The sequence below is a fragment of the Pseudolabrys taiwanensis genome, from assembly GCF_003367395.1.
Lineage (GTDB): Bacteria > Pseudomonadota > Alphaproteobacteria > Rhizobiales > Xanthobacteraceae > Pseudolabrys > Pseudolabrys taiwanensis.
In genome coordinates, this window is record NZ_CP031417.1 from 270,889 (window position 1) to 297,524 (window position 26,636).

General features: G+C 65.0%; 28 protein-coding genes. 16 read left to right on the forward strand and 12 right to left on the reverse strand.

Going from position 1 to position 26,636, the window contains the following annotated elements; genetic code table 11:
* Positions 1–11: 11 nt before the first annotated feature.
* Both DW352_RS01270 and DW352_RS01275 read left to right on the forward strand, forming a co-directional pair.
* Positions 12–1,760: a cation:proton antiporter domain-containing protein gene (locus tag DW352_RS01270; protein WP_115687786.1), complete on the forward strand. Its 1,749-nt coding sequence runs from the start codon at positions 12–14 to the stop codon at positions 1,758–1,760.
* Positions 1,761–1,846: 86 nt separating this feature from the next.
* Positions 1,847–3,082 carry a cyclic nucleotide-gated ion channel gene (locus DW352_RS01275; protein WP_115687788.1) on the forward strand — a complete coding sequence of 412 codons (1,236 nt, stop codon included), beginning with the start codon at positions 1,847–1,849 and terminating at the stop codon, positions 3,080–3,082.
* Between the two features lie 121 nt (positions 3,083–3,203).
* On the opposite strand, the gene DW352_RS01280 is transcribed toward DW352_RS01275, so the two are convergent.
* The gene (locus DW352_RS01280; RefSeq protein ID WP_115687790.1) at positions 3,204–4,418 is read right to left on the reverse strand and encodes an NADP-dependent isocitrate dehydrogenase; all 1,215 of its coding nucleotides are present in this window, start codon (positions 4,416–4,418) and stop codon (positions 3,204–3,206) included.
* Between the two features lie 255 nt (positions 4,419–4,673).
* The gene (locus DW352_RS01285) at positions 4,674–6,896 is read right to left on the reverse strand and encodes an NADP-dependent isocitrate dehydrogenase (protein WP_115687792.1); all 2,223 of its coding nucleotides are present in this window, start codon (positions 6,894–6,896) and stop codon (positions 4,674–4,676) included.
* Between the two features lie 290 nt (positions 6,897–7,186).
* On the opposite strand from DW352_RS01285, the gene DW352_RS01290 reads away from it, so the two are divergent.
* Positions 7,187–8,368, forward strand: a complete 1,182-nt coding sequence (locus tag DW352_RS01290; protein WP_115687794.1) for a TrmJ/YjtD family RNA methyltransferase — start codon at positions 7,187–7,189, stop codon at positions 8,366–8,368.
* Positions 8,369–8,577: 209 nt separating this feature from the next.
* Positions 8,578–9,120: a cytochrome b gene (locus DW352_RS01295; protein WP_115687796.1), complete on the forward strand. Its 543-nt coding sequence runs from the start codon at positions 8,578–8,580 to the stop codon at positions 9,118–9,120.
* Positions 9,121–9,123: 3 nt separating this feature from the next.
* Here DW352_RS01295 and DW352_RS01300 read toward each other — a convergent pair whose 3' ends face one another.
* Both DW352_RS01300 and DW352_RS01305 read right to left on the reverse strand, forming a co-directional pair.
* Positions 9,124–9,900, reverse strand: a complete 777-nt coding sequence (locus DW352_RS01300) for an HpcH/HpaI aldolase family protein (protein ID WP_115687798.1) — start codon at positions 9,898–9,900, stop codon at positions 9,124–9,126.
* A 9-nt stretch (positions 9,901–9,909) separates the two neighbouring features.
* Positions 9,910–10,230, reverse strand: coding sequence for a DUF1476 domain-containing protein (locus DW352_RS01305; RefSeq protein WP_115687800.1), 321 nt, complete (start codon positions 10,228–10,230; stop codon positions 9,910–9,912).
* Positions 10,231–10,528: 298 nt separating this feature from the next.
* Here DW352_RS01305 and purC point away from each other — a divergent pair, with 298 nt between their 5' ends.
* The 5 genes from purC (at position 10,529) to purL (ending at position 14,993) form a co-directional block, all read left to right on the forward strand.
* The gene (gene purC / locus DW352_RS01310) at positions 10,529–11,296 is read left to right on the forward strand and encodes a phosphoribosylaminoimidazolesuccinocarboxamide synthase (RefSeq protein WP_210209910.1); all 768 of its coding nucleotides are present in this window, start codon (positions 10,529–10,531) and stop codon (positions 11,294–11,296) included.
* Between the two features lie 100 nt (positions 11,297–11,396).
* Entirely contained in the window at positions 11,397–11,642 is a 246-nt protein-coding gene (purS, locus tag DW352_RS01315) for a phosphoribosylformylglycinamidine synthase subunit PurS (protein ID WP_115687804.1), read from the forward strand.
* 23 nt (positions 11,643–11,665) lie between these two features.
* Positions 11,666–11,920 carry a hypothetical protein gene (locus DW352_RS01320; RefSeq protein WP_115687806.1) on the forward strand — a complete coding sequence of 85 codons (255 nt, stop codon included), beginning with the start codon at positions 11,666–11,668 and terminating at the stop codon, positions 11,918–11,920.
* Complete coding sequence (purQ, locus tag DW352_RS01325) at positions 11,917–12,618, forward strand: phosphoribosylformylglycinamidine synthase subunit PurQ (protein WP_115687808.1); 702 nt, start codon at positions 11,917–11,919, stop codon at positions 12,616–12,618. The genes DW352_RS01320 and purQ overlap by 4 nt, the downstream gene beginning before the upstream one ends.
* Positions 12,619–12,773: 155 nt before the next feature.
* Positions 12,774–14,993 carry a phosphoribosylformylglycinamidine synthase subunit PurL gene (gene purL / locus DW352_RS01330; protein WP_210209911.1) on the forward strand — a complete coding sequence of 740 codons (2,220 nt, stop codon included), beginning with the start codon at positions 12,774–12,776 and terminating at the stop codon, positions 14,991–14,993.
* 18 nt (positions 14,994–15,011) lie between these two features.
* On the opposite strand, the gene DW352_RS01335 is transcribed toward purL, so the two are convergent.
* Positions 15,012–15,974, reverse strand: a complete 963-nt coding sequence (locus DW352_RS01335) for a hypothetical protein (protein ID WP_210209912.1) — start codon at positions 15,972–15,974, stop codon at positions 15,012–15,014.
* Positions 15,975–16,170: 196 nt separating this feature from the next.
* Between DW352_RS01335 and DW352_RS01340 the strand changes: the two genes are divergently transcribed.
* From DW352_RS01340 to grxD, 3 genes are all read left to right on the forward strand, one after another.
* Positions 16,171–16,407: a BolA family protein gene (locus DW352_RS01340; RefSeq protein WP_115687810.1), complete on the forward strand. Its 237-nt coding sequence runs from the start codon at positions 16,171–16,173 to the stop codon at positions 16,405–16,407.
* Between the two features lie 2 nt (positions 16,408–16,409).
* Complete coding sequence (locus DW352_RS01345; RefSeq protein ID WP_115687812.1) at positions 16,410–16,817, forward strand: RidA family protein; 408 nt, start codon at positions 16,410–16,412, stop codon at positions 16,815–16,817.
* A 113-nt stretch (positions 16,818–16,930) separates the two neighbouring features.
* Positions 16,931–17,263, forward strand: a complete 333-nt coding sequence (gene grxD, locus DW352_RS01350; protein WP_115694184.1) for a Grx4 family monothiol glutaredoxin — start codon at positions 16,931–16,933, stop codon at positions 17,261–17,263.
* Between the two features lie 72 nt (positions 17,264–17,335).
* On the opposite strand, the gene DW352_RS01355 is transcribed toward grxD, so the two are convergent.
* Positions 17,336–18,196: a LysR family transcriptional regulator gene (locus tag DW352_RS01355; protein ID WP_115687814.1), complete on the reverse strand. Its 861-nt coding sequence runs from the start codon at positions 18,194–18,196 to the stop codon at positions 17,336–17,338.
* A 105-nt stretch (positions 18,197–18,301) separates the two neighbouring features.
* Between DW352_RS01355 and DW352_RS01360 the strand changes: the two genes are divergently transcribed.
* Positions 18,302–19,273: a quinone oxidoreductase family protein gene (locus tag DW352_RS01360; protein WP_115687816.1), complete on the forward strand. Its 972-nt coding sequence runs from the start codon at positions 18,302–18,304 to the stop codon at positions 19,271–19,273.
* A gap of 63 nt (positions 19,274–19,336) precedes the next feature.
* On the opposite strand, the gene DW352_RS01365 is transcribed toward DW352_RS01360, so the two are convergent.
* Positions 19,337–20,212, reverse strand: coding sequence for an aldo/keto reductase family oxidoreductase (locus tag DW352_RS01365; RefSeq protein WP_115687818.1), 876 nt, complete (start codon positions 20,210–20,212; stop codon positions 19,337–19,339).
* A gap of 96 nt (positions 20,213–20,308) precedes the next feature.
* Here DW352_RS01365 and DW352_RS01370 point away from each other — a divergent pair, with 96 nt between their 5' ends.
* Entirely contained in the window at positions 20,309–21,220 is a 912-nt protein-coding gene (locus DW352_RS01370; protein ID WP_115687820.1) for a LysR family transcriptional regulator, read from the forward strand.
* Positions 21,221–21,283: 63 nt separating this feature from the next.
* Here the strand turns inward: DW352_RS01370 and rpsD are convergent, their stop codons facing one another.
* The gene (gene rpsD / locus DW352_RS01375; RefSeq protein ID WP_115687822.1) at positions 21,284–21,901 is read right to left on the reverse strand and encodes a 30S ribosomal protein S4; all 618 of its coding nucleotides are present in this window, start codon (positions 21,899–21,901) and stop codon (positions 21,284–21,286) included.
* A gap of 241 nt (positions 21,902–22,142) precedes the next feature.
* Here rpsD and DW352_RS01380 point away from each other — a divergent pair, with 241 nt between their 5' ends.
* Positions 22,143–22,760 (forward strand): TerC family protein, encoded by a 618-nt coding sequence (locus tag DW352_RS01380; RefSeq protein ID WP_115687824.1) that lies wholly within the window; start codon positions 22,143–22,145, stop codon positions 22,758–22,760.
* Here the strand turns inward: DW352_RS01380 and murI are convergent.
* Positions 22,757–23,572, reverse strand: a complete 816-nt coding sequence (gene murI, locus DW352_RS01385) for a glutamate racemase (protein WP_425374628.1) — start codon at positions 23,570–23,572, stop codon at positions 22,757–22,759. The genes DW352_RS01380 and murI overlap by 4 nt on opposite strands.
* 106 nt (positions 23,573–23,678) lie before the next feature.
* Between murI and DW352_RS01390 the strand changes: the two genes are divergently transcribed.
* Complete coding sequence (locus DW352_RS01390) at positions 23,679–24,071, forward strand: SH3 domain-containing protein (protein ID WP_115687826.1); 393 nt, start codon at positions 23,679–23,681, stop codon at positions 24,069–24,071.
* A gap of 81 nt (positions 24,072–24,152) precedes the next feature.
* Here DW352_RS01390 and DW352_RS01395 read toward each other — a convergent pair whose 3' ends face one another.
* The 3 genes from DW352_RS01395 to purB are packed head-to-tail and all read right to left on the reverse strand — an operon-like array spanning position 24,153 to position 26,585.
* Positions 24,153–24,716, reverse strand: coding sequence for an RBBP9/YdeN family alpha/beta hydrolase (locus DW352_RS01395; protein ID WP_115687828.1), 564 nt, complete (start codon positions 24,714–24,716; stop codon positions 24,153–24,155).
* 2 nt (positions 24,717–24,718) lie between these two features.
* Complete coding sequence (locus tag DW352_RS01400; RefSeq protein ID WP_115687830.1) at positions 24,719–25,270, reverse strand: MOSC domain-containing protein; 552 nt, start codon at positions 25,268–25,270, stop codon at positions 24,719–24,721.
* A 4-nt stretch (positions 25,271–25,274) separates the two neighbouring features.
* Positions 25,275–26,585 carry an adenylosuccinate lyase gene (gene purB / locus DW352_RS01405; RefSeq protein ID WP_115687832.1) on the reverse strand — a complete coding sequence of 437 codons (1,311 nt, stop codon included), beginning with the start codon at positions 26,583–26,585 and terminating at the stop codon, positions 25,275–25,277.
* Positions 26,586–26,636: the final 51 nt, after the last annotated feature.

Here is a 26,636-nt window from a genome sequence, read left to right on the forward strand (position 1 = left end):
GATCCTGACCCGTGCTGCACGCCGAAAATCTCAAAGGCCTGATCGTCTTCCTCGTGGTGGCGGGCGTGATCGTGCCGCTGTTCCACCGTGCCCGGATCGGCACCGTGCTCGGCTTCCTCATCGCCGGCGTGGTGCTGGGGCCGCACGGGCTTGGCCGGCTCGAGGCGACCCATCCCTGGATCCACTACATCACATTCGACGATCCGCAGCGAAGCGAGGCGCTGGCGGAGTTCGGCATCATCATTCTGTTGTTTCTGCTCGGGCTGGAGCTGTCGCTGCAACGCTTCTGGCAGTTGCGCCGCTACGTGCTCGGCATCGGTTTCGCGCAGGTCGTCATCACCACGTCGGCGATCGGGCTGGCCGTGCGCTTTGCCGGCGGCGTGCCGCCCGCGGGCATCGTGCTCGGTCTCTGCCTCACGCTGTCCTCGACCGCCATCGTGATGCAGATCCTGGCCGAGCAGCATCGCGTCGCGCATCCGGTCGGACGCATCGCGCTGTCGGTGCTGCTGTTCCAGGACCTGATGGTGGTGCCGATCCTGTTCATCGTCGGCATGCTCGGCGGCGGCGGCGAAGCGCGCGCGAGCAGCATCTACGACCTGATCACGCCCTTTGCGGGCGCGCTCGCCTCCGTCATCGCCATTATGCTGGCCGGCCGCTTTTTGCTCGGGCCGCTGTTGCGTTCGGTGGTGAAGACCGGCAGCCGCGATCTCATCATGGCGCTGGCCTTGCTGATACTGGTCTGCGCCTCGGTAGCGACGGGCCTTGCCGGTTTGTCGGTTGCGCTCGGCGCGTTCCTGGCCGGCCTTCTGCTCAGCGAAAACGAAGCGCGTCATCACATCGAAGTCGACCTCGAGCCGTTCAAGGGTCTTCTGCTCGGGCTGTTCTTCATCACGGTCGGCACCAATCTCGACCTGTTCGTCATCGCCCGCGACATCGGCTGGATCCTCCTCGCCGTCGTCGTGCTTTTGGCGGGCAAGGCCCTCATTCTCTACGTCATCGCCCGCGCGTTCGGCGTGACGCGCACCGTCGCCGCCGAGGTGGCGTTGCTGCTGGCGCAGACGGGCGAGTTCGCCTTCGTCGTGCTCGGCGTCGCGCAGCAGCGCTCGCTGTTGCCGCAACGGCTTATCGTTGGCGCCATCGCCGTGGTCAGCCTCAGTATGATGCTGACGCCGCTCTGCGCCGCACTCGGACGCCGGTTTGGCGCGAAGCTGGTGATGGCCGATCACCTCGACGAAGCGCCGGGCCCCGATCAATCCGAAATGGAAAACCATGTCGTGATCGGCGGTTGCGGCCGCGTCGGTCAACTGATCGCCGAGGCTTTGGAGGCCGAGGGCATCCCGTATGTGTGTCTCGACCTCAATGGCGAGGCGGTTGCCCTGATGCGCAGGCAAGGCCGGCCGGCCTATTTCGGCGACGCTTGCCGGACCGAACTCCTGGAGAAGGTGGGCGCTCAGCGAGCGCGCGCGTTCGTCGTCACGCTCAACCGTGCGCGCGGGGCCGAGCGGATGGTGGTCGCCGCGCGGAAGATCAACCGCAGCGCCTTCATCTTCGCGCGCGCCGCCGACCCGACGCATGCGGCCCGGCTGATCAAGCTCGGCGCGTTCGGGGTCATTCCCGAGACGGTGGAAGCAGGCCTGCAGCTCGCGGGCCGCTTGATGGAAACACTGGATCTGTCGGACGACACGGTGGCGCGCCGCCTGTCGGATATGCGCGCGGCCGAAGTCGCCAAGCTCGATCGTGCCGAGGCCGGCGAGGCCTGAGCGGCGGATTGATCAAACGCAAGGATCGTCCGGCGTCGCGTCGCGTATAAGATCCTCTTTACGCGAACCACAGAGCGACGAACACGATGACGCGCGACCGGGTGAGGGATCTCCGCCGGCGCATCTATCTGATCCTGGAGCAGGGCGGCGTCGGCGACGGCGCCAGCCGCCTGGTCGACCGGCTGCTGATGGCGGTGATCGTCGTCAACCTCGTCGCCGTCGCGCTCGAATCCGTGCCGGAGTACAGCGAGCGCTATGGTGTCGTCTTCGGTCTGATCGAAGACGTATCGCTCGTCATCTTCACGGTCGAATATGTATTGCGGCTGTGGGCGGCGCCGGAACATCTGCCTTACCATCGCCTCGGCGCAACACGGGCGCGTGTGCGATACGCTTTGAGCGCGGCCGGCCTCGTCGATCTCATCGCCGTGCTGCCGTTCTGGTTCGCCTTCCTCGTGCCGAGCGAACTGCGGGTACTGCAGGTGTTCCGCATGGTGCGCTTCTTCAAGATCGCGCGCTATTCGCCGGCGATGCGCTCGCTGCTCGACGTGCTCTACCGCGAGCGCCGCGCGCTGATCGGCTGCGTCGTCATCACGCTAGGCACGGCGGTGGTCGCGGCGGCGGCCATGCATCTGGCCGAAGCGCGCGTGCAGCCGGACAAGCTCGGCACCATTCCGCAGGCGCTGTGGTGGGCGATCGTCACGCTCGGCACCATCGGTTATGGCGACGTCGTGCCCATCACGGTGGCTGGCAAGATCATCGCCACGGTCACCATCTTTCTCGGGCTAATCATGATGGCGCTGCCGGTCGGCATCATCGCCACGGCCTTCGCCGACGAAATCCATCGTCGCAACTTCATCGTCACCTGGGGCATGATCGCCCGCGTGCCGTTGTTCACCGAGCTCGACGCGGGAGAAATTGCGGACATCATGGAGCTGCTGCGCGCCGAGGTGGTCGAGACCGGCGATATCATCGTGCGCGCCGGCGATCCGGCCCATTCGATGTACTTTATCGCCGCCGGTGAAGTGGAGGTGGTGGTCCGCAAGGAGCATCTGCGGCTCGGTGTCGGCCAGTTCTTCGGCGAGGTGGCGGTGTTGCGCCGCTCGCGCCGCTCCGCGACGGCGACGGCGCTGACGCGCACCAACCTCCTGGTGCTCGATGCGCAGGACCTGCACGCGCTCATGGAGCGTGACCCGCGCGTCGCCGCGCGCATCAAGGACGTGGTCGAAAAACGGGTCGGCCATGAGATCATCGGCGCCAAGGGCGATCTCGTGACCGAAGAGATCAAGCGCCACGAGGGCAACATCGAGCCGGCCAAGAAATAGGGGAGGCTCCGCAGCGCTGTATCGCCGAAAGCGCGTCGAGCGCGCCGGTGCCATGTTGGACCGAAAAACAAAAAGGGCGCGGCGGCGGCCGCGCCCTTTCGGCTTCGGTTCGTAAGCGGCTTTACGCGGCCATCTCCTTCTTCAGGTTCGCGTCGATCTTGTCGAGGAAGCCGGTGGTCGAGAGCCATTTCTGCTCGGGGCCGACCAGGAGTGCGAGGTCCTTGGTCATCGAGCCGCTCTCGACCGTATTGATGCAGACCGTCTCGAGCGTGGCCGCGAACTTGGCCAGCGCTTCGTTGTCGTCGAGCTTGGCACGGTGCGCGAGGCCGCGGGTCCAGGCAAAGATCGAGGCCATCGAGTTGGTCGAGGTCTCGTTGCCCTTCTGGTGCTCTCGATAGTGACGCGTCACGGTGCCGTGCGCGGCTTCCGCTTCCACCACCTTGCCGTCGGGCGTCATCAGCACCGACGTCATCAGGCCGAGCGAGCCGAAGCCCTGCGCGACGGTGTCGGATTGCACGTCGCCGTCGTAGTTCTTGCACGCCCAGACGTAGCCGCCGGACCACTTGAGCGCCGAGGCGACCATGTCGTCGATCAGGCGGTGCTGATAGGTCAGCTTCTTGGCCTCGAACTTGGCCTTGAACTCTTCGTCGAAGATTTGCTGGAAGAGCTCCATGAAGCGGCCGTCATACTGCTTCAGGATGGTGTTCTTGGTCGAAAGATAGAGCGGATAGCCGCGGTTCAGCGCGTAGTTCATCGAGGCGCGGGCGAAGTCGATGATGGAGTCATCGAGATTGTACATCGCCATCGTGACGCCTGAGCCCGGCGCCTTGAACACTTCCTTCTCGATCACCTTGCCGTCGTCGCCGGTGAATTTGATCGAGATCGTGCCCGCGGTCGGAAACTTGAAGTCGGTGGCCCGGTATTGGTCGCCATAGGCGTGGCGGCCGATGACGATCGGCTGGGTCCAGCCCGGGACGAGGCGCGGGATGTTCTTGCAGATGATCGGCTCGCGGAAGATCGTGCCGCCGAGAATGTTGCGGATGGTGCCGTTCGGCGAACGCCACATGTCCTTCAGACCGAATTCCTTCACGCGGCCTTCGTCGGGCGTGATGGTGGCGCATTTCACGGCAACGCCGACCTCTTTGGTCTTGTTGGCGGCGTCGATGGTAATCTGGTCGTTGGTCTCGTCGCGCTTCTGAACGCTGAGGTCGTAATAGAGCAGGTCGATATCGAGGTAGGGATGGATCAGCTTGTCCTTGATGAACTGCCAGATGATGCGCGTCATCTCATCGCCGTCCATTTCGACGACGGGATTTTTTACCTTGATCTTCGCCATTTTAAGAAGCCACCTTTTGCGAGCCGGCATCGGAACCGTCGGGCCGACGGAAAATTCGGCGCGTTCACGAAAGACATCGCCGCCACGGCCACGATGGGCTCTATAGCATCGGCTTTCTTACCGTAAAAGGCGCACTGGCGTTTGGGTTTAAGTTGGATTCTAAGCGCTCGGCCGGGCGCAAAACGAAAGCGACCCGCCCGATGAGTTGATCATCGCGCGGGTCGTGGCTTGGAAGCCTTGCCGGCTGGCCGGGCGTTAGAGCGAATCGAGCGCCGCGTTGAGCGTGGCGCTCGGGCGCATCGCGGCCGAGGTCTTCTTCTGGTCGGGCAGGTAGTAGCCGCCGGTATCCACCGGCTTGCCCTGGGCGGCGAGCAGTTCGGCATTGATCTTCGCTTCTTCCGCCGTCAGCGTTTCCGCCAGCGGCTTGAAGCGTGCCGCGAGGCCGGAGCTGTTGTCGCGGCGGGCCAGCGCCTTGGCCCAATAGAGCGCCAGATAAAAATGGCTGCCGCGATTATCCAGCTCACCCACTTTGCGCGCCGGCGAGCGGTTATGCTCGAGGATCTCGCTGTTGGCCTCGTCGAGCGTCTCGGCCAGGACCTTCACGTCCTCGTTGCCGCTGACTTGCGCCAGATGCTCCAGCGAGGCGCCCAGCGCCAGGAATTCGCCCAGCGAATCCCAGCGCAGATAGCCTTCCTGCTTGAACTGTTCGACGTGCTTCGGCGCCGAGCCGCCGGCGCCGGTCTCGAACAGCCCGCCGCCCTGCAGCAGCGGCACGATCGACAGCATCTTGGCCGAGGTGCCGAGCTCCATGATCGGGAACAGATCGGTCAGGTAGTCGCGCAGCACGTTGCCGGTGACGGAGATCGTGTCCAGGCCCTTGCGAATTCGCTCGAGCGAGAACTTGGTCGCCTCGACCGGGGCCAGGATGCGGATGTCGAGGCCGTTGGTGTCCTCGTTCTTCAGGTACTTCTCGACCTTGGCGATGAGCTGCGCGTCGTGCGCGCGATTCTTGTCGAGCCAGAACACGGCCGGCGTGTTGGTCAGGCGTGCACGGCGCACCGCGAGCTTGACCCAATCCTGGATCGGCGCGTCCTTGACCTGGCACATGCGGAAGATGTCGCCGGCCTCGACCTTCTGGGTCATCAGGACTTTGCCATCCTCGGCCACCACGTTGACCGTGCCGTCCGTGGGGATGCGGAAGGTCTTGTCGTGCGAGCCGTATTCCTCGGCCGCCTGGGCCATCAAGCCGACGTTCGGCACCGAACCCATGGTCTTGGGATCGAACGCGCCGTTGGCCTTGCAGTCGTCGATGACGGCCTGGAAGAGCGTCGAGTAGCAGCGGTCAGGGATCGCCGCGATGCAGTCGTGCAGCTTGCCGTCCGGGCCCCACATCTTGCCGGACTCGCGGATCATCGCCGGCATCGACGCATCGATGATCACATCGCTCGGCACATGCAGGTTGGTGATGCCCTTGTCGGAATTGACCATGGCGAGGGCCGGCCGCTTGGCGTATTCGGCCTGGATGTCGGCCTTGATCGCCGCCTTCTCGGCCTCGGGCAAGGTTTCGATCTTGGCCATCATCTCGCCGACGCCGGTGTCGGGATTGACGCCGAGCTTGGCGAAGGTGGCGCCATGCTTCTTGAACACGTCGGCGAAGAACACCGAAATGCAATAGCCGAACAGGATGGGATCCGAGATCTTCATCATGGTCGTCTTGAGGTGCAGCGAGAACAGGATGCCTTCCTTCTTCGCCGCCTCGATCGCGTCGGCGTAGAACGCGCGCAGCGCCTTCGCGTTCATCACCGAGCAATCGATGACCTCGCCGGCCTGAAGCGGCACCTTCTCTTTCAGCACGGTGGTCTTGCCGCCGGCTTCCACCAGTTCGATACGGGCGTTCGTCGCGGCAGCCGTGGTGGTCGCGACTTCCGACCCGTAGAAGTCGTTGCCCGTCATATGCGCGACGCGGGTCTTCGAGTCCTTGCTCCAAGCGCCCATCTTGTGCGGATGGCTGCGCGCGTAGGCCTTCACGGCGCCGGCGGCGCGGCGGTCGGAGTTGCCTTCGCGCAGCACCGGATTGACGGCGCTGCCCAGCACTTTGCCGTAGCGGGCCCGAATTTCCTTGTCCGCCGGCGTCGCGTCGCTATCGGGATAGTTGGGGACGTCGTAGCCCTTGCTCTGCAGCTCCTTGATCGCCGCTTTGAGCTGCGGGATCGACGCCGAAATATTGGGCAGCTTGATGATGTTGGCTTCCGGCTTCATCGCCAGCTTGCCGAGCTCGGCGAGCTCGTCGTTGATCCTCTGCTCCGGCTTCAGCTTCTCGGGGAAGTTGGCGATGATGCGGCCCGTGAGCGAAATGTCCTTCAGCGTCACCTTTACGCCGGCCGCGGCCACGAAGGCCTCGACGATCGGCAGCAGGGAGAACGTCGCAAGGCCCGGCGCTTCGTCAACCTTCGTCCACATAATTTCGAGATTCGACATGCTTCACACCTCTGGTCGCCGTGCTTGATTGGGCCGACCGGAAACTGACCATCGATAGGCGCGGCGGAATGGCTTCCTCGGCCTTCAAATGAATTGTTCTCGGCGGAGACCGCCAGCCGGGAATCCGGCCAACGGGGGTTCGGCGCGCGCCCTATAGCATCCGCACCCGGCTCGTAAAAGCCTTGTCGGCTGGTACCAGATAAGCGCCGGCACGCCGCCGCTTGACGCCGGCGGCTGGCTTGGGCAGGGGCTTTCGCCTTCAGGGCATTTGCCCATTCGAGGAGCAGTGCATGCCCGGGGCCGGAACCGATAAGACCAGACGGTGGCTGGAGACGCCGGCGCCGATCGTCGTGCTGGTGGGCACCCAGATGGGGGAGAACATCGGTGCGGCGGCACGCGCGATGGCCAATTTCGGGCTATCGCGTCTGCGGCTGGTTAAACCGGTGCAAGGCTGGCCCAACGAGCGCGCCCGGGTGATGGCCGCCGGCGCCGACCGGGTGCTGGAGAACGCGACCATCCACGAGACGCTCGAGGACGCGGTGGCCGACTGCAGCTTCGTGCTCGCCTGTACCGCCCGCCAGCATGACCAGGCCAAGCCCGTGATCGGCGCGGACGCCGCCGCGAGCGAGATGGCGCCGCGCGTCGCCGGCGGCGAGACGGTGGCGTTGGTGTTCGGCCGCGAGCGCTACGGACTCGAGATGCAGGAGGTCGGTCTCGCGCACCGCATCATCACATTGCCGGTCAATCCCGCCTTCGCCTCGCTCAATCTCGCCCAGGCGGTGGTGATCCTCGGCTACGAATGGTTCAAGGCGGCCGGCGGCACGCTGCCGTTCACCATGCCGGAGAAGTCGCCGCCGGCGCCGCAACAGCAACTTGCGGCCTTCTTCCGGACATTGGAGAGCGAACTCGACCGGGTGGAGTTCTTCCGTCCGGCCGCCAAGCGCGATGTCATGCTCAACAACCTGCGCAACATCTTCTTGCGCATCGCGCCGACCGAGCAGGACATCCAGACGCTGCACGGCATCGTCGCGATGCTGGCGAAGGGGCGCAAAGGGCCGGCGCGCGGCGGCGTGCTCGATGCCGAGGAAGCCCAGCGTCTGCGCGAGGTAATCGCCGAGCATCGCGCCAACGAGCCGACGCCGACGCGCGGCCTCGCCAAGCTTTTGCGGCGCAATCCGACCGAGGCTGAACGCGTTCTGTGGCAAGCCTTGACGAACGATCGCCGTTTCGCCGGCCGCGAGTTCCGGCGGCAGGTGCCGGTCGGTCCGCATATTGTCGATTTCGTCTCGTTTCCGATGCGTCGCGTCATCGATCTGGTGCCGTCGTCCGAGTCGGACGAAGCGGCGCGCACGCGCGCGGAGAAGAACGTCTGGCTTAACGAGCATAATTACCGCGTCGTCGCCGTGAACGCGGAGGACGTCGAGCGCGATCTGCCGGCGGTGCTCGAGACGTTGGCGGCGACTCTCCCTTAGCACCGGCCAGCGCAGAGCCGGAGGGCGCATCGGTCGCCGCCGCGTCTCATGCGCGTTTGCGCGGCTTGTTCGCTATCGACGTTCTGCGACTGCAATTGCGAACGTTTTGCATTGATTGCCAAGATTTAATCGGTATCGCAGGCATTCGTTGCTGTGAATCAAGAAAAAGCCGCTTCGCCTTTGCTACTCGGTACGCAAAGGAGATGCGGATGCAGATTTTCAATAACCCGCAGCGTTACGGTGCCGTCGCCCAATGTCTTCACTGGTCCACCGCCGTCTTTGTCGTCCTCGCCTGGATGCTAGGGCAGACCGTCGACGATCTGCCGAAGGCCTTCGGCCTGTTCTCCCATATCTCGGCCGGATTGGCCGTGCTGGCTATCGTGGTCGTGCGGCTCATGTGGCGCCTTGTCGACGCGCCGCCGAAAGCCGAAGTCACGCCGTTCGGCATCTGGCTCGACCGGGCCGGGCGTGCCGCCCATGTGCTGCTGTATGCACTGCTGATCGCGGTGCCGATCGTCGGCATCGTCACGCAGTTCGGACGCGGAAATGCGCTGCCGCTGTTTGGCCTCGGTGAGATCGCCTCACCATGGCCGGCCGACCGCGCTTTCGCGCGCTCGGTGAAGGAAGTGCACGAGACTTTGGCGAACGCCTTGCTGATCGTCGCCGGACTGCACGCCGCGGCAGCGCTGGGCCATCACTGGCTTCTGCGCGACCGCACGCTCGTCCGCATGCTGCCTGGCTCGGCGCGCTGACGATCAGCCCTGCAAGACCTTGAGCGCGGCCGACGCGCTCTCGCGCAGGAAGCCGAGATCATTGCCGACGGTGACGAAGCGGAAGCCGCGCTTGGCCATCGCCTTGGCGCGCTCGGCATCGCGGCAGAAGATGCCCGGAATCTTGCCCGCTTTGTCGGCGGCCTCGCGGATGCGGTCGATGGCCGTTTCCACCTCCGGCGCGGTGATGTCCTGCGCCTTGCCGGCCGACAGCGAGGTCGACAGGTCGTAAGGGCCGATGAACAGCGCATCGATGCCCGGCGTCGCGGCGATCTCGTCGACATTGGCGAGGGCAGTCGGCGTTTCGATCATGGCGAAGGTGAGGGTGCCCTCGTTGGCTTCGCGCAGATAGTCGACCGGGACCTTGCGCCCTTGCAGCGCCATCGCCCGGTGCGGGCCGAAGCTGCGCTCGCCGACCGGCGGAAATTTCGCCACTGCGGCAAAAGCGCTCGCGTCCGTCGGCGTGTTGATCATCGGCGCGATGATGCCCTCGGCGCCGATGTCGAGCGCGCGCGAGACGAAGGCGAAATCATTGAGCGGTACACGCAGAACCGGCGCACTGCCCGCGTGGTTGATGCCGGCGATGGCGGCGAAGGCCGAGGCCACGTCCCAGAGCCCGTGCTGCACGTCGATGACGACGGCCGGAAAGCCCTCGCGCGCGATGCTTTCGGCAACGACCGGGGAGGCGAGATTGCTCCAGCCGGAATAAACGGTTTCGCCCGCGCGCAGGCGGCGGGCGAGCGAAAAGGGCGCCGTGGTCATGTGAAGGACTCAGCCGCTCTTCTTGATCTGCTCGACGGCCTGCGCCAGAAGCTCGGCCATCTTGGCGCGGACATCCTGCTCGGAGATGCTCTTCGGCTCCAGATCCTTGAGCACCTTGCGCACGACGTCGTTGTCGCCTTCTTCCTCGAAGTCGGCGAGCACCACTTCCTTGGCATAAGCCTCGGCATCGGCGCCGCTCTTGCCCAGGATACCAGCCGCCCAGAGCCCAAGGAGCTTGTTGCGGCGGGCCATGGCCTTGAAGCGCAATTCCTCGTCATGCGCGAACTGCTTTTCGAAGCCTTCTTCGCGCTTGTCGAATGTTGTGGTCATGCCGCCCCTTCCTTGCGATCGAAAAACCGCGTGCATAAGTAACTTTACTGCGGCTTTGCATATCGCCCGGCCAGCGTCAAGGCAACATCCCGGCGCGCGTTTGCGGCGAAATTGCGGAGTGGAAAACGTGAGGCCTGATCGATTGTGCTGCCCGGACCGTTGGGCTAGGTTGCCCGTGTGTCTGGACCGTCGCGCGGGAATCGCTGCCGGTCTGGCCCCGCCGCCGCGGATCTCGCTTAAGTCTTAAACAGGAGCCACGGCACCCCCGATGGACTTTCACAAACCACGGTATACTCCAATGAGCCGCCGTCGCCGCATTTATGAGGGCAAGGCGAAGGTCCTCTATGAAGGCCCTGAGCCAGGTACGTTGATCCAGCACTTCAAGGACGACGCGACCGCCTTCAACGCCAAGAAGCACGAAGTGATCGAAGGCAAAGGCGTTCTCAACAACCGCATCTCGGAATACGTCTTTCAGCACCTCAACGACATCGGGGTGCCGACGCATTTCATCCGCCGACTCAACATGCGCGAGCAGTTGATCCGCGAGGTCGAGATCATTCCGCTCGAGGTCGTCGTGCGCAACGTCGCCGCCGGCTCGCTGGCGACCCGCCTCGGCATCGAGGAAGGCACGCAGCTGCCGCGCTCGATCATCGAGTTCTATTACAAGAACGACAAGCTCAACGACCCGATGGTGTCGGAAGAGCACATCACCGCCTTCGGCTGGGCTTCGCCGCAGGAGATCGACGACATCATGGCGCTCGCCATCCGCGTCAACGATTTCCTCTCCGGGCTCTTCCTCGGTGTCGGCATCCGTCTCGTCGACTTCAAGATGGAGACCGGCCGGCTGTGGGAGAACGATGTCATGCGCATCGTCGTCGCGGACGAGATCTCGCCCGATTCGTGCCGGCTGTGGGACATCAAGTCGAACGAGAAGCTCGACAAGGACCGTTTCCGCCGCGATCTCGGCGGCCTCGTCGAGGCCTATACCGAAGTCGCCAAGCGCCTCGGCATTATGAGCGAGGGCGAGCGGCCGCAAGGCACCGGCCCGGTATTGGTGAAAGGCTGAGGACGAGCGATTCGTCGTCATTGAGCCGAATCCGCAAGGATGCTAACCGGGGGCCTTAACGGCCCCCGTTTTGCTTCTTAATTCCGCGTTGGGAACCCCGATGAAAGCCCGCGTTACCGTCACCCTGAAAACCGGCGTTCTCGATCCGCAAGGCAAGGCGATCGAGGGCGCGCTCCGTTCGCTCGGCATCGAAGGCGTCGCCAGCGTGCGCCAGGGCAAGGTGTTCGACATCGAACTCGAAGGCACCGCCGACCGCGCCAAGGCGGAGGAACTGCTCAAGCAGGCCGCCGACAAGCTTCTGGCGAACACGGTGGTCGAGAACTATAGTGTGCAGGTACTTGGTTAGGGGACTTAGCTCAAAGGTGCCCGATGGCCGAAGTGACCAACGAATTGATCTATGAGGTGCTGAACGCAGTCCAGGCGCGGCTTGCGCAGGTCGACGGCAAAGTCGACGAAGTGAAGCAGGAAATGCAGGCCGTCAGGACGCAATTGCAAGCGGGGCGCCAGGAAATGCTGGGTGTTCACCAGGAGCTCAGTGGCATCCATGCGACGCTTGTGCGCCACGAGCAACGCCTCGATCGTATCGAACTCCGCCTCGAACTGAGTGACGCTCCATCGCTATGAAAGCTGCTGTCCTCGTCTTCCCGGGAATCAATCGCGAGCGCGATATGGCGCGCACGCTCAAGCTGGTGTCCGGTCATGAACCGGCCATGGTCTGGCATGCCGAGACCGCGCTGCCGGCGGGCACAGATCTCGTCGTCGTGCCGGGCGGCTTCTCCTACGGCGATTACCTGCGCTGCGGCGCGATCGCCGCGCGCGCGCCGATCATGAAAGCGGTGCACGACTTTGCCGCCAAAGGCGGCCTCGTGCTTGGCGTCTGCAACGGCTTCCAGATTCTCTGCGAGTCCGGCCTGCTGCCGGGCGTGTTGATGCGCAACCAGCAGCTCAAGTTCATCTGCCGCGACGTTTATCTGCGCGTCGAACGTTCCGATACGCCGTTCACCCGCGGCTACAATGCCGGCCAGGTGATCCGCGTGCCGGTGGCGCATGGCGAGGGCAATTACATCGCCGACGGCGAGACCATCGCGCGGCTGGAAGGCGAGGGGCGGGTGCTCTTCCGCTATTCGTCGCCGGACGGTCTCGTCGATCCCAACTGGAATCACAACGGCGCCATCAACGGCATTGCCGGCATTCTCAACGATGGCGGCAACGTGCTCGGCATGATGCCGCATCCGGAGAACCACGTCGAAGCCATCGTCGGCTGCACCGACGGCCGAGGCCTGTTCGCCGGTTTGACCGATTATCTCGGCCAGGCGGCCTGACCGATCGTTGGCGTGCTGCCGGTAACACCGTCGTCGCTTTATCGTCACGAAAAACGCGTGCTTTTTCCTCTGGACGCCGCCGAAAAGGCTGTCTGGCAGCCGCCCCTATATATGCTAGGTGAACCGTCACCCTCCCGCCCCCGGCCCGGAACGACATGATTCCTAACACAGTGAAGATCACGCCCGAACTCGTCGCCGAACACGGCCTCAAGCCGGACGAGTACGAGCGCATCCTCAAGCTGATCGGACGCGAGCCGACATTGACGGAACTCGGCATCTTCTCGGCGATGTGGAACGAGCATTGTTCCTACAAGTCGTCCAAGGTGCATTTGCGCGGCCTGCCGACCAAGGCGCCGTGGGTGATCCAGGGCCCGGGCGAGAACGCCGGCGTCATCGACATCGGCGATGGGCTCGCCTGTGTGTTCAAGATGGAGAGCCACAACCACCCGAGCTACATCGAGCCGTACCAGGGCGCGGCGACCGGCGTCGGCGGCATCCTGCGCGACGTCTTCACCATGGGCGCGCGGCCGATCGCGTGCCTCAACGCGCTGTCGTTCGGCGCACCGTCGCATCCCAAGACGCGGCATCTCGTGTCCGGCGTCGTTGCCGGCATCGGCGGCTACGGCAATTCTTTCGGCGTGCCGACGGTCGGCGGCTCGGTGCGCTTCCATTCGCGTTATGACGGCAACTGCCTGGTCAACGCCATGGCCGTCGGCATCGCGCGGGCCGATCAGATTTTCTATGCGGCCGCCTCCGGCGTCGGCATGCCGATCGTCTATCTCGGCTCGAAGACCGGACGCGACGGCATTCATGGCGCGACGATGGCCTCGGCCGAGTTCGGCGCCGACGCCGAGGAGAAGCGTCCGACCGTGCAAGTCGGCGATCCCTTCTCGGAGAAGCTGCTGCTCGAGGCCTGCCTCGAGATCATGGCCAAAGGCTGCGTCATCGCCATTCAGGACATGGGCGCGGCGGGCCTGACATCGTCGGCAACCGAGATGGGCGCCAAGGGCGATCTCGGCGTCACGCTCGATCTCGACAAGGTGCCGTGCCGCGAAGAGGGCATGACCGCTTACGAGATGATGCTCTCGGAAAGCCAGGAGCGGATGCTCATGGTGCTCAAGCCCGAGAAGGAGCAGGAAGCCGAAGCGATCTTCCGCAAATGGGGGCTCGACTTCGCCGTCGTCGGCGAGACGACGCCGACCAAGCGCTTCGTCGTCAAGCACCAGGGCGAGGTGATGGCCGATCTGCCGATCATCGAGCTCGGCACCGAGGCGCCCGAATACAAGCGGCCTTTCGTCAGTCTGGCCAAGCTCGAAGAGATCGAGGCCGATACCGTGCAGGCGCCGGTCGATACGATCGAGGCGCTGGAGAAGCTGATCGCTTCGCCCGACCTCTGCTCCAAGCGCTGGGTGTGGGAACAGTACGATCACGTCATCGGCGGCAACACGGTGCAACGGCCGGGTGGCGATGCCGCGGTCGTGCGCGTGGAGGACGGGCCGAAGGGCTTGGCGTTCTCGACCGACGTGACGCCGCGTTATTGCGAGGCCGATCCGTTCGAAGGCGGCAAGCAGGCGGTCGCCGAATGCTGGCGCAACCTCACGGCGGTCGGCGCCAAGCCGCTCGCCATCACCGACAACCTCAACTTCGGCAATCCTGAAAAGCCCGAGATCATGGGCCAGTTCGTCGGCTGCGTGCGCGGCATCGCCGAGGCGTGCAAGGCGCTCGACTTCCCGGTCGTCTCCGGCAACGTCTCGCTCTACAACGAGACCCACGGCCGCGCGATCTTGCCGACGCCGTCGATCGGCGGTGTCGGTCTGCTCGAAGACTTCACCAAATCGGCGACGCTCGCGTTCAAGTGTGAGGGCGAGGCGATCCTGCTCATCGGCGAGACCACTGGGTGGCTCGGTCAGTCGATGTATCTGCGCGAAATCTGCGGCCGCGAAGAAGGCGCGCCGCCGCCGGTCGATCTGACTGAAGAGAAAGAGAACGGCGATTTCGTGCGCGCGCTCATTCTCGACGGCATGGTCAGCGCGGCGCACGATCTGTCGGATGGCGGCTTGCTGATTGCCGTCGCCGAGATGGCAATGGCCGCGAACATGGGCGCGGTGCTATCGGCCGCGCCGAACGACGTGCCGGCCCACGCCCATTGGTTCGGCGAGGATCAGGCGCGTTATGTGGTTACCGTGCCGAAGGACAAGGTCGAAACGGTGATCGAACGCGCCAGGGCGTCGAGCATGCTGGTGTCACGCATCGGCGTTACCGGCGGCGAAGCACTCGTGCTCGAAGGCGAGCGGCCGCTGCCGGTCGCCGATCTCCGGCAGCAGTCCGAGCATTGGCTACCGGCCTATATGGCCGGCGAGGTCTACGACGCCTGAGCGGCCAACGCGCTCGCATCACTGCTGATTACGCTCCATCACGCGGCGCAGAATGCGGCCGGCTGGCGTGATGCCGGGCGGCAGCGGGCGGCGTTCGGCCGTGGGTGCCGCGGCGGCAGGCGCGCCGGCGCTGGCGGCGGCGGGCATCGAGTCGGCGATGTCGGCGAGCGAGGTCTTGCAGTCAGGCGTCAGGCGCGCGGCGTTGCTTTGCAGACAGCCGATCGCTTCCGCGCCGCCTGGCTGCACGCCGCGGCAATAGCGTGTGAAGTCGCCCCGGCAGGTGAACTTGACCGCCTTGAGCTGCTGCGGCGTCGGTCCAGCCGCGGGTGCGGCCGTTACGGCGGGTGTCGTTGCCGCCACCGTCGCGGAAGCTGCGGCTGCTGCGCCACCGATGGCCGCCACCGCCTGCTTGCAGGCCGGCGCCAACGTGCCTGCGTTGCGCTGCAGGCAGGTGAGGGCGTCCTTGCCGCCGGGTGTGACGCCCGTGCATTTCGCCATGAAGTCGGAGCGGCAGGCCTGCTTGATCGCATTCTGCTGCGCTGCTGTCGGCGCTGCGGCAACCGGAGCGGCCTTCGGCGCAGCCGCGGCAGCAGCCTTCGGTGGGGCGGCGGGCACAGGCGCTGACGGGACGGCGACCAGTTGCGGTGTCGCGGCTGGCTGTGGGGCTGATTGCGGGGCAGGAGCGGGCGCCGGAGCGGGAGCGGCCTCGACGGCCTTCGGCGCAGCCGGCGGCGGCAATGTCGCGCTCACGGCCGAGTTGCAGGCGGCGGACAAGCCATTGACGTTCTTCTGCAGGCATACGAGGGCGTCCTTGCCGCCCGGCGTCACGCCGGAGCACTTGGCCATGAAGTCCGAGCGGCAGTTGGCCTTGATCGCGCTCTGCTGCTCGGACGTGACCTGTGCCTGTGCGCTCAATGTCAGCGCCAGCGCCCCGACAACCGTGGCAATCGGTAGCAGCACTTTATGAGCCTGGTTCCGCATGATCATTCCCCCCAATCCTGCATGACGAATGGCATCAGCGCGCGCTTAGCGTGAAAAGCTGTGACGCATCGCGTTGAAGGGCATGCTAGAGCGCCGCGGGATATTGTCAGCCGTAAAAATTTGGGCGCAAATTAATGCTTAGCAGAGGCACGGATTCGCGCTTTATGGGGTCCGCGGCCTTTAGGAGAACATAGAAATGGCGATGGATGCCCGCGAAATCGAGCGGCTGATCAAGCAGAGCATGCCGGACGCGCAGGTGACCATCCGCGATCTCGCCGGTGATGGCGATCACTACGCGGCAACGGTAATTTCCTCGGCCTTTAAGGGTAAAACCCGCGTCCAGCAGCACCAGCTCGTCTACCAGGCGCTGAAGGGCCAGATGGGGGGCGTGCTGCATGCGCTGGCCCTCCAGACCGCCGCGCCGGACGCCTGACCATGAGCGGCGGACACGGCGTCCGCCTGCTGGCGCCCGAGGGCGCGATCAACCCGACCGGCACCTGGAGCGTTGGCGCCCGCGCTGGGGACTTCGTTTACGTGGCGGGCATGCGCGGCATCGACCCGGCAAGCAACCGGCTGGTCGAGGGTGCCGAGGCGCGGGTGCGGACCGCCTTCGCCAATATGCGGACGATTGCCGCATCGGAGGGGGCGGGCCTGGCCGACTGTGTCCGGCTCGTCGTCTATGTCACTGATATGGCTGGCATAAGACCGCTGGTGAACCGGGTCCAGGAAGAGCTGTGGGCCGGCGGACCTTACCCGCCGCGCACCATCGTGGAGGTCACGAGGCTCAACCAAGACGATATCGTGGAGGTCGAAGGGACCTTCTACGCCCCACAAAATCGTTGAGCTGCAGTGCTTGGCGGTGTTTGGGGTGGCGGCGGAATCTGCGCTACATATATCGCGAACAGGCGGTGAAACCCCGCGCCGACCGCGCGGCGGCGCCCAACGGGATTAAAATCATGAGCATCGAGCAATTCATCGATAACGAAGTGAAGAACAACGACGTGGTGCTGTTCATGAAGGGCACGCCGCAGTTCCCGATGTGCGGTTTCTCGGGCCAGGTCGTGCAGATCCTCGACCATCTCGGCGTCGCCTATAAGGGCCTCAACGTGCTTGAGTCCGACGATCTGCGGAACGGCATCAAGGCCTACTCGAACTGGCCGACCATTCCGCAGCTCTACGTGAAGGGCGAGTTCGTCGGCGGCTGCGACATCGTGCGCGAGATGTTCCAAGCCGGAGAATTGCAGGACGTGTTCAAGGACAAGGGCGTCGCGGTCCGTCAGGTCGCCTGAGCGTCCCCGCCGCCACAATAAGTTGAAAACGCCGTCGCGGAACGTCCGCGACGGCGTTTGTTTTCTTTTGCGTCACCGAATCAACCGCTCCGGTGCTTCGAACCACTGCGTCAAAGCTTGTGTGACGGCGCGGATCGGCGCTGACATGTTCATGTCAGTATGCGTGACAAGCCAGAGATCGCGCGTCAGTGTCTCGGTACCCTTCACCGCGACCAGGGCTTTGTCGTTTGCCGCCATGAAGTCCGGCAGAAGGGTGAGGCCGGCACCGGCGCGCGCGAGCGCCTGATGAATTTCCAGCATCGGCGAGGCAAAGCCCGATGGCTTGCTGCCGCCCGATCGATCGACTAGTCGCTGCAGAGGCGACTGCTGCATGGCGCCAATATAACCGATATAACGCCGCTCCTTGCGCTTGGCGGCCTTGAGATAATTAGGCGCCGCGTAAAATCTGAACACCATCTCGGCGATTTTCCTGATCGTGAGGTCGCCCGCGGTCGGACGGCTCAGCCGCAAGGCGATGTCCGCCTCGCGCCGGTCAAGCGAGGCCTCGCGCAATTCGCCGTGCAGGTGAATTGCGAGGCTTGGATGCTTGTCGCGTAGCGCGACCAATGGCGGTGCGAGTAGCGCCGCGGCAAGCGCCGGTGGTGCGCTGATCGTGACCGTGCCGCTCAGCGTCGCGCGGGCTCCCGATGCAGTGCGTCGCGCAGCTTGAGTTTCCTGCTCCATGCGCGCAGCGATCGCGGCAATGCGCTCGCCGTCGGGGGTCAATGTGAGCCGCCGTGCGCGGCGATCGACCAGTTTGAGGTCGAGTTCGGCTTCAAGCGCGGCGATGCGTCGGGCGACCGTTGCATGTTCGACGCCGAGCATGCGGGCCGCGGCAGACAGACTGCCACCGGCGGCAAGCGCGGCGAAATAGCGAAGATTGTCCCAGTCCATTGTCGCGCAGACCGTCTGTTAAAATATTCACATACGATGCTAAATAATAAGCAATTTCCGACCACCTTGCCACCTGCCATTTTGGACTGACAACGGAGAGTTCTTATGGGCAAGGCAGTGCAAATGATTGGCCCGGGCGGCGTCGACAGGCTCGCCCTCGTCGATGCTCCTGAACAGATGCCGGGGCAGGGGCTGGTGCGTATTCGGCACGAAGCGATCGGGGCCAATTTCATCGATATCTATCACCGGACGGGACTTTATCCTCTGCCTTATCCCGCCGTGCTCGGCATCGAAGGCGCCGGCGTTGTCGAAGCTGTTGGAGATGACGTGACGGAATGGCGCGTCGGCGATCGGGCTGCTTATGCAGGTGCGCCGGTCGGTGCTTACGCAACGACGCGGTTGCTGCCGGTAGCGCGGTTGGTTCGCCTGCCGGACGACGTTGCTGCGCGCACAGCAGCGGCGACGATATTCAAAGGCCTGACGGCGCATATGTTGCTTACCGAAACCTATTGCGTCAGCGCGGGCGATATATTGCTTGTGCACGCCGCGGCGGGTGGGCTCGGCGGCCTGCTGGTTCGGTGGGCTAAGCATATCGGCGCGACGGTGATTGGCACGGCGGGTTCACCCGCCAAGGCGGCAGTGGCGCGGGCTCATGGCGCCGATCACGTCATTGTCGGTCGCGATGCCGATATCGTCGCGGAGGTCGGCAAGTTGACTCAGGGGCGGGGCGTCGATTTTGCGATCGACGGCATTGGCGGCGACATGCTGCGCCAGACATTGGCTTGCGTGCGCCGCTTTGGCACTGTGGCGAGTACCGGGCAGGCGGCTGGGCCTATTCCGCCGCTCGATCTTGAAGAGCTTGGCCCGGTGCGGTCGCTGTCGCTCGCCCGCCCGAGCATCATGGGCTACACGGCGGACATGGACCGCTATCATCGCGCCGCGCAAGCGCTCATGGCCGTTATGCGCGCTGGCATCGTTGCCGACATCGGCGGCGAATATCCGCTCGCTCAGGCTGATCGCGCGCAGGCCGATCTTGAAACGGGCCGGACGACCGGGAGCCTCATCCTTTTGCCGTAGCATCGAAGGTGCAGCAGAGAGGCAGCCACCGAGGACAGCCTCTCTGATGCTGTTGCTTGCGAATTAGTTCGCCTTCACTGCGATGCCATTTAGCGCCGTCATCGCGTCATCCGGCAATACGAGGTCGGCCGCCGCGAGATTCTCGCGCAGATGCGCGACCGACGACGTGCCGGGGATGAGCAGGATGTTCGGCGAGCGGCGCAGCAGCCAGGCGAGCGCGACCTGCATCGGCGTCGCGTTCAGGCGCTTGGCGACATCCGACAAGATCGATGACTGCAGCGGCGAGAAGCCGCCGAGCGGGAAGAACGGCACATAAGGGATGCCGTCGCGGGCGAGATCGTCGATCAATTTGTCGTCGCCGCGATGCGCGACGTTGTACTGGTTCTGCACGCAAACGATCTCGCAGATCTTGCGGCCTTCGGCGATCTGGGTCGGCGTGACGTTGCTGAGACCGATGTGACGGATCAGCCCCTTGCGTTGCAAATCGGCGAGCACGGTGAGCTGCGGCTCGATCGAACCTTCGGCGGGCCCATGCACATCGAGCATGCTGCGGAAGTTGACGACCTCGATGGCGTCGATGCCGAGGTTGCGCAGGTTGTCGTGCACGGCTTGCGTCAGTTCTTCCGGCGACATCGCCGGTATCCAGGACGCGTCGGCGCCGCGACGGGCCGAGATCTTGGTGACGATGACGAGATCGTCCGCATAGGGGTGCAGCGCCTCACGGATGATCTGGTTGGTGACGTGCGGCCCGTAGAAGTCGCTGGTGTCGATGTGGTTGACGCCGGCGGCAACGGCCTCGCGCAACACCGCGCGAGCGGCGGTCGGGTCCTTCGGCGGCCCGAACACGCCCGGGCCGGCGAGTTGCATCGCGCCGTAGCCGAGCCGCCGCACGGTGTGACCGGCGAGCTTGTAGGTGCCAGCTTTGTCGATGGTGGTCATGGGTCTATCTCCCTTTGAAGAGAGACCGGACATAGTGTGTTGCCCGCTTTACGATAATCCGGCACAATCGGCACAGGTCGTGCGGAATTTAGGACAATGCAGGCGGACCTGGCCGATCTCAATGCTTTCGTGGCCGTGGCGCGGGCCGGCGGCTTTCGTGACGCGGCGCGCGTCAGCGGCGTCAGCGCCTCCGGCCTGAGCGAGGCGGTGCGGCGGCTCGAGGCGCAGCTGGGCGTCCGGCTCTTGAACCGGACGACCCGCAGCGTCGTGCCAACCGAGGCGGGACGGAGCCTGCTGGATCGCCTAGGGCCCGCCCTGAGCGAGGTGGAGGCCGCGCTCGATGTCGTGAACACCTTCCGCGGCCGGCCGGCGGGCACGCTCAAGCTCAACGTGCCGGTGAGTGCGGCGCGTCTGGTGCTGCCAAGCATCGTGCCGGCGTTTCTTGCCGCCTATCCCGACATCCGTCTCGAGGTGATTGCGGAAGAAAGCTTCATCGACGTGCTGGCGGCCGGCTGCGACGCCGGCATCCGCTACGACGAGCGGCTGGAGCAGGACATGATCGCCGTGCCGATCGGGCCACGCGTTCAGCGTTTCGCCCTGGCCGGGGCGCCAGCCTATTTCAACCGCCGCGGCCGGCCCGCACACCCGCGCGACCTGCTCGGCCATGCATGCTTGCTCGGCCGTTTCGCCGGTAAAGCGCCGCCGCCGTGGGAGTTTGAGCGCAACGGTGAGACGGTGCGGATTGCGCCCGATGGCCCGTTCATGGTCACGCTTGGCGGGGCGACCGATCTCGCCGTCGACGTGGCGCTCGCGGGCACCGGCATCATTTATATGTTCGAGGATTGGCTGCGACCGCATTTCGAGAGCGGCGCACTCGAGCCGGCGCTGGAAGAGTGGTGGGAAAGCTTCTCCGGCCCGTTCCTCTATTATCCCGGCCGGCGTCTCGTGCCGGCGCCGCTGCGCGCCTTCATCGATTTCATCAAGACGACGGCTGCGACGGCGAGGTGAAAAGCAAAAACCCCGCCTTTTGGGCGGGGTTTCCCTGTCTCGCAGCGCTGCGATGACGTTCGATCAGCGCGAATAGTATTCGACCACCAGATGCGGCTCCATCTGGACCGCGTAGGGCACGTCCGTGATCGTCGGCACACGCGCCAGCTTGGCGGTGAGCGTGCCGCCGTCGACTTCGATGTAGTCCGGCACGTCGCGCTCGGGCAAAGCCTGCGACTCGATGACGATGGCGAGCTGCTTCGACTTTTCCTTGACCTCGATGACGTCGCCGATCTTCACCCGGTAGCTCGGGATGTTGACGCGGCGGCCGTTCACCTTGACGTGGCCGTGGTTGACGAACTGCCGCGCGGCGAACACGGTCGGCACGAACTTCGAGCGGTACACGACCGCGTCGAGGCGGCGCTCGAGGAGGCCGATCATGTTGGCGCCCGAGTCACCCTTCATGCGGATGGCTTCGTCGTAGATGGCGCGGAACTGCTTCTCGGAGATGTTGCCGTAGTAGAAGCGGAGCTTCTGCTTGGCGCGCAGCTGCACGCCGTAGTCCGAGAGCTTGCCCTTGCGGCGCTGGCCGTGCTGGCCGGGGCCGTACTCACGGCGGTTTACCGGGCTCTTCGGACGACCCCAGATGTTCTCGCCCATCCGGCGGTCGATTTTGTACTTGGATTCTGCGCGCTTGGTCATCGCGTCCTCGCGTTTGTTAGAGCGTATTGGGTGAGGAACCGCGCCCTCCTTTGCCCCGGGTCACCCCGGTGCCGACAGGAAAAGCCTCGTAAGCGCAAGGCCTTACCACGGGTCGCGAAACGCCGCGCGGGCCCTTAAGGCCCGCGTGACGAGGGGCTATCTAGGGAAAAGCGCCCGCAGAGTCAAATACTTCCCACCGTCCATGTACGGTATGTCGCTCGGAGCGCGAGGCAAGGCAACAATGTTCGACATTTCCCACCAGGCGATCGCCACCTTCCTGCAGGTCATCATGATCGACCTGGTGCTGGCCGGCGACAATGCGGTGGTCATCGGCCTCGCCGCGGCCGGGCTGCCGCGCGAGAAAAGGCCGCGCGCCATCCTGATCGGCATTGCGGCGGCGACGGTGCTGCGCATCGCCTTCGCCGGCATCGCGCTGCGCCTCCTGGAAATCGTCGGCCTGGTCTTTGCCGGCGGCATCCTGCTGCTGTGGGTGTGCTGGAAGATGTGGCGCGAGCTGCGCGGCCCGGGCAAGGACGACTGCGAGGCGGCGCTCACGAACGGTGACGCTAATGTGCCGAAGAAGACGCTGGCGCAGGCGGCCTGGCAGATCGTCGTCGCCGATCTGTCGATGTCGCTCGACAACGTGCTGGCGGTGGCGGGCGCCGCGCGCGAGCATCCGCTGGCCTTGTTCTTCGGTCTTGGCCTGTCGATCCTCTTGATGGGCATCGCCGCGAGCTTCATCGCGCGGCTGCTCAACCGTCATCGCTGGATCGCTTATATCGGCCTCGCCATTATCTTCTATGTCGCGCTCGACATGATCTGGCGCGGCTTCTGGGAAATCGAGGCGCAGGCGTTCTAAAAACCGAGCTTGGCGAGGCCGGCCATGAACGGCGGTGTCTTGCCTGAGGTGAGCACGATGCGCGCGGGCGGTGCCGGTTCGCTCGCCGCCGGGCGGTCGCGCAACAGGTCAGAGACGCGGCGCGCGATCGCCGGCGCCGGATCGAGCCATTCGACCGGCCACGGGGCCACGGCGCGGAAGCGCCGCGTGAGCAACGGATAGTGCGTGCAGGCGAGCACCACCGTATCGGTGCGCCGCTCCTCCTTGTCGACAAAGCAGGGCGCGATCTCGGCGGCAATGTCGTCGTCGCTCACCGGTGCGCCGGCAAGCTCCGCTTCGGCAAATCCGGCGAGCTTGCCCGAGCCGACCAGCACGACATCGCAACCATTGGCGAACTCGCGGATGAGCGCGCGCGTGTATTCGCGGTTCACCGTCGCCTGCGTGCCGAGCACAGCGACACGCTTGGTCTTCGACTGCGCGCAGGCCGGCTTGATCGCGGGCACCGTGCCGACGAAGGGCACTTTGAAGCGCGCGCGCAAAGCGGGGAGCGCGATGGTCGAGGCGGTGTTGCAAGCGATGACGACGAGATCGGGCGCGTAGTCGTCGATCGCCTTGCCGATCACATCGACGATGCGCGCGACGAGCACATCCTCCGACTGGGCGCCGTAGGGAAAGAAGGCATCGTCGGCGATGTAGACATAGCGCGCATCGGCGCGGGCGGCCTTCACCGCGCGGAAGACGGTGAAGCCGCCGACACCGGAATCGAACACCAGGATTGTGAGCGGGCGGGCGGCTGTCATCGACGGCGTCAGCGGATCGGGAGGCGGCAGCATGACCTGACTGTTGCGGCGGAACGGTGACGAAGAGTCGCAGCCGGAACGGGCGGCCGCAGCCGTTCTCTCCAGGAGTGGGGCGCAATCATGAATATGGGATTAGCACATGCAGCTTAAACATTTCTCGCTCGCCGCCGGACTTTTCCTGGCCTCCGCCGGGGCCGCTGCAGCGGCGCCTGCTGTGGTCACCGGTGATCTCAACCTGCGCGCGGGACCGGGCACCAACTACGCCGTGGTCAACACGATGCCGGCGGGTGCGAGCGTGAACGTGCTCGGCTGCCGCGGCTCGTGGTGCCGGGTGGCGTGGGGCGGTACCCGCGGCTTTGCCAGCCGCAGCTATCTCGACGGCATGAGCCCGGTCTACGCGGCAGAGCCGCCGCCGGTGATCGTCGCGCCGCCGCCGATGGTCGGCTTTGGTGTCGGTTGGGGCGGTGGCTGGCACCGCGGCTGGCATGGCGGACATCACCACCGTCACCATGGATGGCATCACCGGCGCTAGGCGCCTCCACGGATAAACGATCAGCCGCCGGCGCGGTCCGCTGCGCCGGCGGCATCTTGTTGCCGTCCGGATGAAGGCGGGTTAGCGCGCGGCGCGCGCGAGCAATTGCCCCAACAGCAGCAGCCCCTGCGGCCACAGGCCGAGCCGAGAGGCGGAATTGATGTGGCCGAGCTCGCCGGCGTTGCAGAAGTCGGCGCCCCAGGCTGTGGCGAAGTGTTGCGCGCGGGCGATGGTGACGAAAGGATCGTCGACGCTGGCCACCACCAGCGACGGCACCGGAAACGGCTTGAGCGGCATCGGCGCGAAGTCGCGGGTCGATGGCGGCGTATGCGTATCGGACTCGATGTCGGACGGGGCGGCCAGAAACGCGGCGACGACACGGCTCTTGTTGCCGCGCGCCGCCCAGTGCGCCGCGAGCGAGCACGAGAGGCTATGGCAGATCAGTACCGCGGGCCGCGTGCCGTTGGCGATGGCGGCATCGAGCCGCGGCAGCCATTCGGCGAGTTTCGGATTGTCCCATTCGTCCTGCAGCACGCGGCTGGCGTTGCGAAACGCCATGCACCAGTAGGACTGCCAATGGTCGACGCCGGAATTCGACAGGCCGGGCAGTACCAGGAAGTCGTAAGCGTCGGTGGCGTCGCGCATGGTTACACCAGCTCCAGCGGCCGATGCGGTCCTTCGGGTGGTTCGACGCGGATGGTGTCGCCGGGTCGGACGTCGCCGCCGACCAGAACGATGCTCATGATGCCGGTTTTGCGCACCAGCTTGGGGCCGCTCTTGTCGAGCGTCGCATGCAGCAACCCCTTCTGGAAGTTGTCGATCTGATAGCAAGGATTGCGCAGGCCGGTGACTTCGATGACCGCCTCGTCGCCGAGATGCAGCTTCGTCCCGGTCGACAGGTCGAGCAGGTCGATGCCCTCGGTGGTGACGTTTTCGCCGAGATCGCCCGGCTTGACGTCGAAGCCCTTGGCCCGCACTTCCTCGAACAGCTCGGTGTGCATCAGGTGCACTTGTCGCAGGTTTGGCGCATCGGGATTTTTGCGGGCGAGAAAGAGGTGCTTCACCTTCTCGCCCATGTGCGCGTCGCCTTCGACGCCGAGGCCCTTCAGCAAGCGGATGCTCAAGCACGGCGGCTTGCTGAAGTTGTGGCCTTTAGCGGCGCAGACAGCGACGACGCGCCCGACAGGATTTCCGGTCATCCGTTCAGCTCGCTCCGAACACCCGTTTGAAGATCGTGTCGACGTTCTTGTAGTGGTGGTCGAGGTCGAAATTGGCCTCGAGCTCCTTGTCCGACATCTTCGCCTTCACGTCCGGGTCTTTCTTCAGCAGCGCAAGGAAGTCCTTTTCCTCGCCGCTCCAGACCTTCATGGCGTTGCGCTGCACGAGACGATAAGCGTCCTCGCGCGACACGCCGGCCTTGGTCAACGCGATCAGCACGCGCTGCGAGTGGATCAGGCCGCCGAGGCGATCCATGTTCTTCTGCATGTTCGCCGGATAGACGATCAGCTTGTCGATGACGCCGGCAAGCCGCGCCAGCGCGAAGTCGAGCGTGACCGTCGCGTCAGGGCCGATCATGCGCTCGACCGAGGAGTGCGAGATGTCGCGCTCGTGCCAGAGCGCAACGTTCTCCATCGCCGGCAGGGCGTAAGAGCGCACCATGCGGGCGAGGCCCGTCACGTTCTCGGTCAGCACCGGATTGCGCTTATGCGGCATGGCCGAGGAGCCCTTCTGCTTCTCGGAGAAGAACTCTTCGGCTTCCAGCACTTCGGTGCGCTGCAGGTGGCGGATTTCGATGGCGAGGCGCTCTATCGACGAGGCGATGACGCCGAGCGTCGCGAAATACATCGCGTGGCGGTCGCGCGGGATCACCTGCGTCGACACCGGCTCGACTGCGAGCCCCATCGCCTTGGCGACGTGCTCTTCGACGCGCGGGTCGACCTGGGCGAAGGTGCCGACGGCGCCGGAGATGGCGCAGGTGGCGACTTCCTTACGCGCGGCGACCAGGCGCTCGCGGTTGCGCGCGAATTCGGCATAAGCCTGCGCCAGCTTGAGGCCGAAGGTGGTCGGCTCGGCATGGATACCGTGCGAGCGGCCGACGGTCGGCGTCAGCTTGTGCTCGAAAGCGCGGCGCTTGAGCGCGGCGAGCAGCGCATCGATGTCGGCGAGCAGGATGTCGGCGGCGCGCACGAGCTGCACGTTGAGGCAGGTGTCGAGCACGTCGGAGGAGGTCATGCCGGAGTGCATGTAACGCGCTTCCGGGCCGACGATCTCGGACACGTGGGTGAGGAAGGCGATGACGTCGTGCTTCACTTCCGCTTCGATGGCGTCGATGCGCTCGACGTCGAATTTGGCGTCCTTGCCCTTGGCCCAGATCGTCTTGGCGGCTTCCTTCGGAATGACGCCGAGCTCGGCCATGGCGTCGGCCGCGTGCGCCTCGATCTCGAACCAGATGCGGAACTTGGTCTCCGGCGACCAGATGGCGGTCATCGCCGGGCGGGAATAACGGGGGATCATCGGCAGTCTCTCGTTGGGATCGGGTGGGGGTAACACGTCGCGGCGGCCGTT

Bases quoted from the DNA above. Each gene is read 5' to 3' on its own strand.
- DW352_RS01275 (WP_115687788.1), top strand. From the start codon at position 1,847: ATGACGCGCGACCGGGTGAGGGATCTCCGCCGGCGCATCTATCTGATC.
- DW352_RS01280 (WP_115687790.1), bottom strand. From the start codon at position 4,418: ATGGCGAAGATCAAGGTAAAAAATCCCGTCGTCGAAATGGACGGCGAT.
- DW352_RS01285 (WP_115687792.1), bottom strand. From the start codon at position 6,896: ATGTCGAATCTCGAAATTATGTGGACGAAGGTTGACGAAGCGCCGGGC.
- DW352_RS01290 (WP_115687794.1), top strand. From the start codon at position 7,187: ATGCCCGGGGCCGGAACCGATAAGACCAGACGGTGGCTGGAGACGCCG.
- DW352_RS01295 (WP_115687796.1), top strand. From the start codon at position 8,578: ATGCAGATTTTCAATAACCCGCAGCGTTACGGTGCCGTCGCCCAATGT.
- DW352_RS01300 (WP_115687798.1), bottom strand. From the start codon at position 9,900: ATGACCACGGCGCCCTTTTCGCTCGCCCGCCGCCTGCGCGCGGGCGAA.
- DW352_RS01305 (WP_115687800.1), bottom strand. From the start codon at position 10,230: ATGACCACAACATTCGACAAGCGCGAAGAAGGCTTCGAAAAGCAGTTC.
- purC (WP_210209910.1), top strand. From the start codon at position 10,529: ATGAGCCGCCGTCGCCGCATTTATGAGGGCAAGGCGAAGGTCCTCTAT.
- purS (WP_115687804.1), top strand. From the start codon at position 11,397: ATGAAAGCCCGCGTTACCGTCACCCTGAAAACCGGCGTTCTCGATCCG.
- DW352_RS01320 (WP_115687806.1), top strand. From the start codon at position 11,666: ATGGCCGAAGTGACCAACGAATTGATCTATGAGGTGCTGAACGCAGTC.
- purQ (WP_115687808.1), top strand. From the start codon at position 11,917: ATGAAAGCTGCTGTCCTCGTCTTCCCGGGAATCAATCGCGAGCGCGAT.
- purL (WP_210209911.1), top strand. From the start codon at position 12,774: ATGATTCCTAACACAGTGAAGATCACGCCCGAACTCGTCGCCGAACAC.
- DW352_RS01335 (WP_210209912.1), bottom strand. From the start codon at position 15,974: ATGCGGAACCAGGCTCATAAAGTGCTGCTACCGATTGCCACGGTTGTC.
- DW352_RS01340 (WP_115687810.1), top strand. From the start codon at position 16,171: ATGGCGATGGATGCCCGCGAAATCGAGCGGCTGATCAAGCAGAGCATG.
- DW352_RS01345 (WP_115687812.1), top strand. From the start codon at position 16,410: ATGAGCGGCGGACACGGCGTCCGCCTGCTGGCGCCCGAGGGCGCGATC.
- grxD (WP_115694184.1), top strand. From the start codon at position 16,931: ATGAGCATCGAGCAATTCATCGATAACGAAGTGAAGAACAACGACGTG.
- DW352_RS01355 (WP_115687814.1), bottom strand. From the start codon at position 18,196: ATGGACTGGGACAATCTTCGCTATTTCGCCGCGCTTGCCGCCGGTGGC.
- DW352_RS01360 (WP_115687816.1), top strand. From the start codon at position 18,302: ATGGGCAAGGCAGTGCAAATGATTGGCCCGGGCGGCGTCGACAGGCTC.
- DW352_RS01365 (WP_115687818.1), bottom strand. From the start codon at position 20,212: ATGACCACCATCGACAAAGCTGGCACCTACAAGCTCGCCGGTCACACC.
- DW352_RS01370 (WP_115687820.1), top strand. From the start codon at position 20,309: ATGCAGGCGGACCTGGCCGATCTCAATGCTTTCGTGGCCGTGGCGCGG.
- rpsD (WP_115687822.1), bottom strand. From the start codon at position 21,901: ATGACCAAGCGCGCAGAATCCAAGTACAAAATCGACCGCCGGATGGGC.
- DW352_RS01380 (WP_115687824.1), top strand. From the start codon at position 22,143: ATGTTCGACATTTCCCACCAGGCGATCGCCACCTTCCTGCAGGTCATC.
- murI (WP_425374628.1), bottom strand. From the start codon at position 23,572: ATGCTGCCGCCTCCCGATCCGCTGACGCCGTCGATGACAGCCGCCCGC.
- DW352_RS01390 (WP_115687826.1), top strand. From the start codon at position 23,679: ATGCAGCTTAAACATTTCTCGCTCGCCGCCGGACTTTTCCTGGCCTCC.
- DW352_RS01395 (WP_115687828.1), bottom strand. From the start codon at position 24,716: ATGCGCGACGCCACCGACGCTTACGACTTCCTGGTACTGCCCGGCCTG.
- DW352_RS01400 (WP_115687830.1), bottom strand. From the start codon at position 25,270: ATGACCGGAAATCCTGTCGGGCGCGTCGTCGCTGTCTGCGCCGCTAAA.
- purB (WP_115687832.1), bottom strand. From the start codon at position 26,585: ATGATCCCCCGTTATTCCCGCCCGGCGATGACCGCCATCTGGTCGCCG.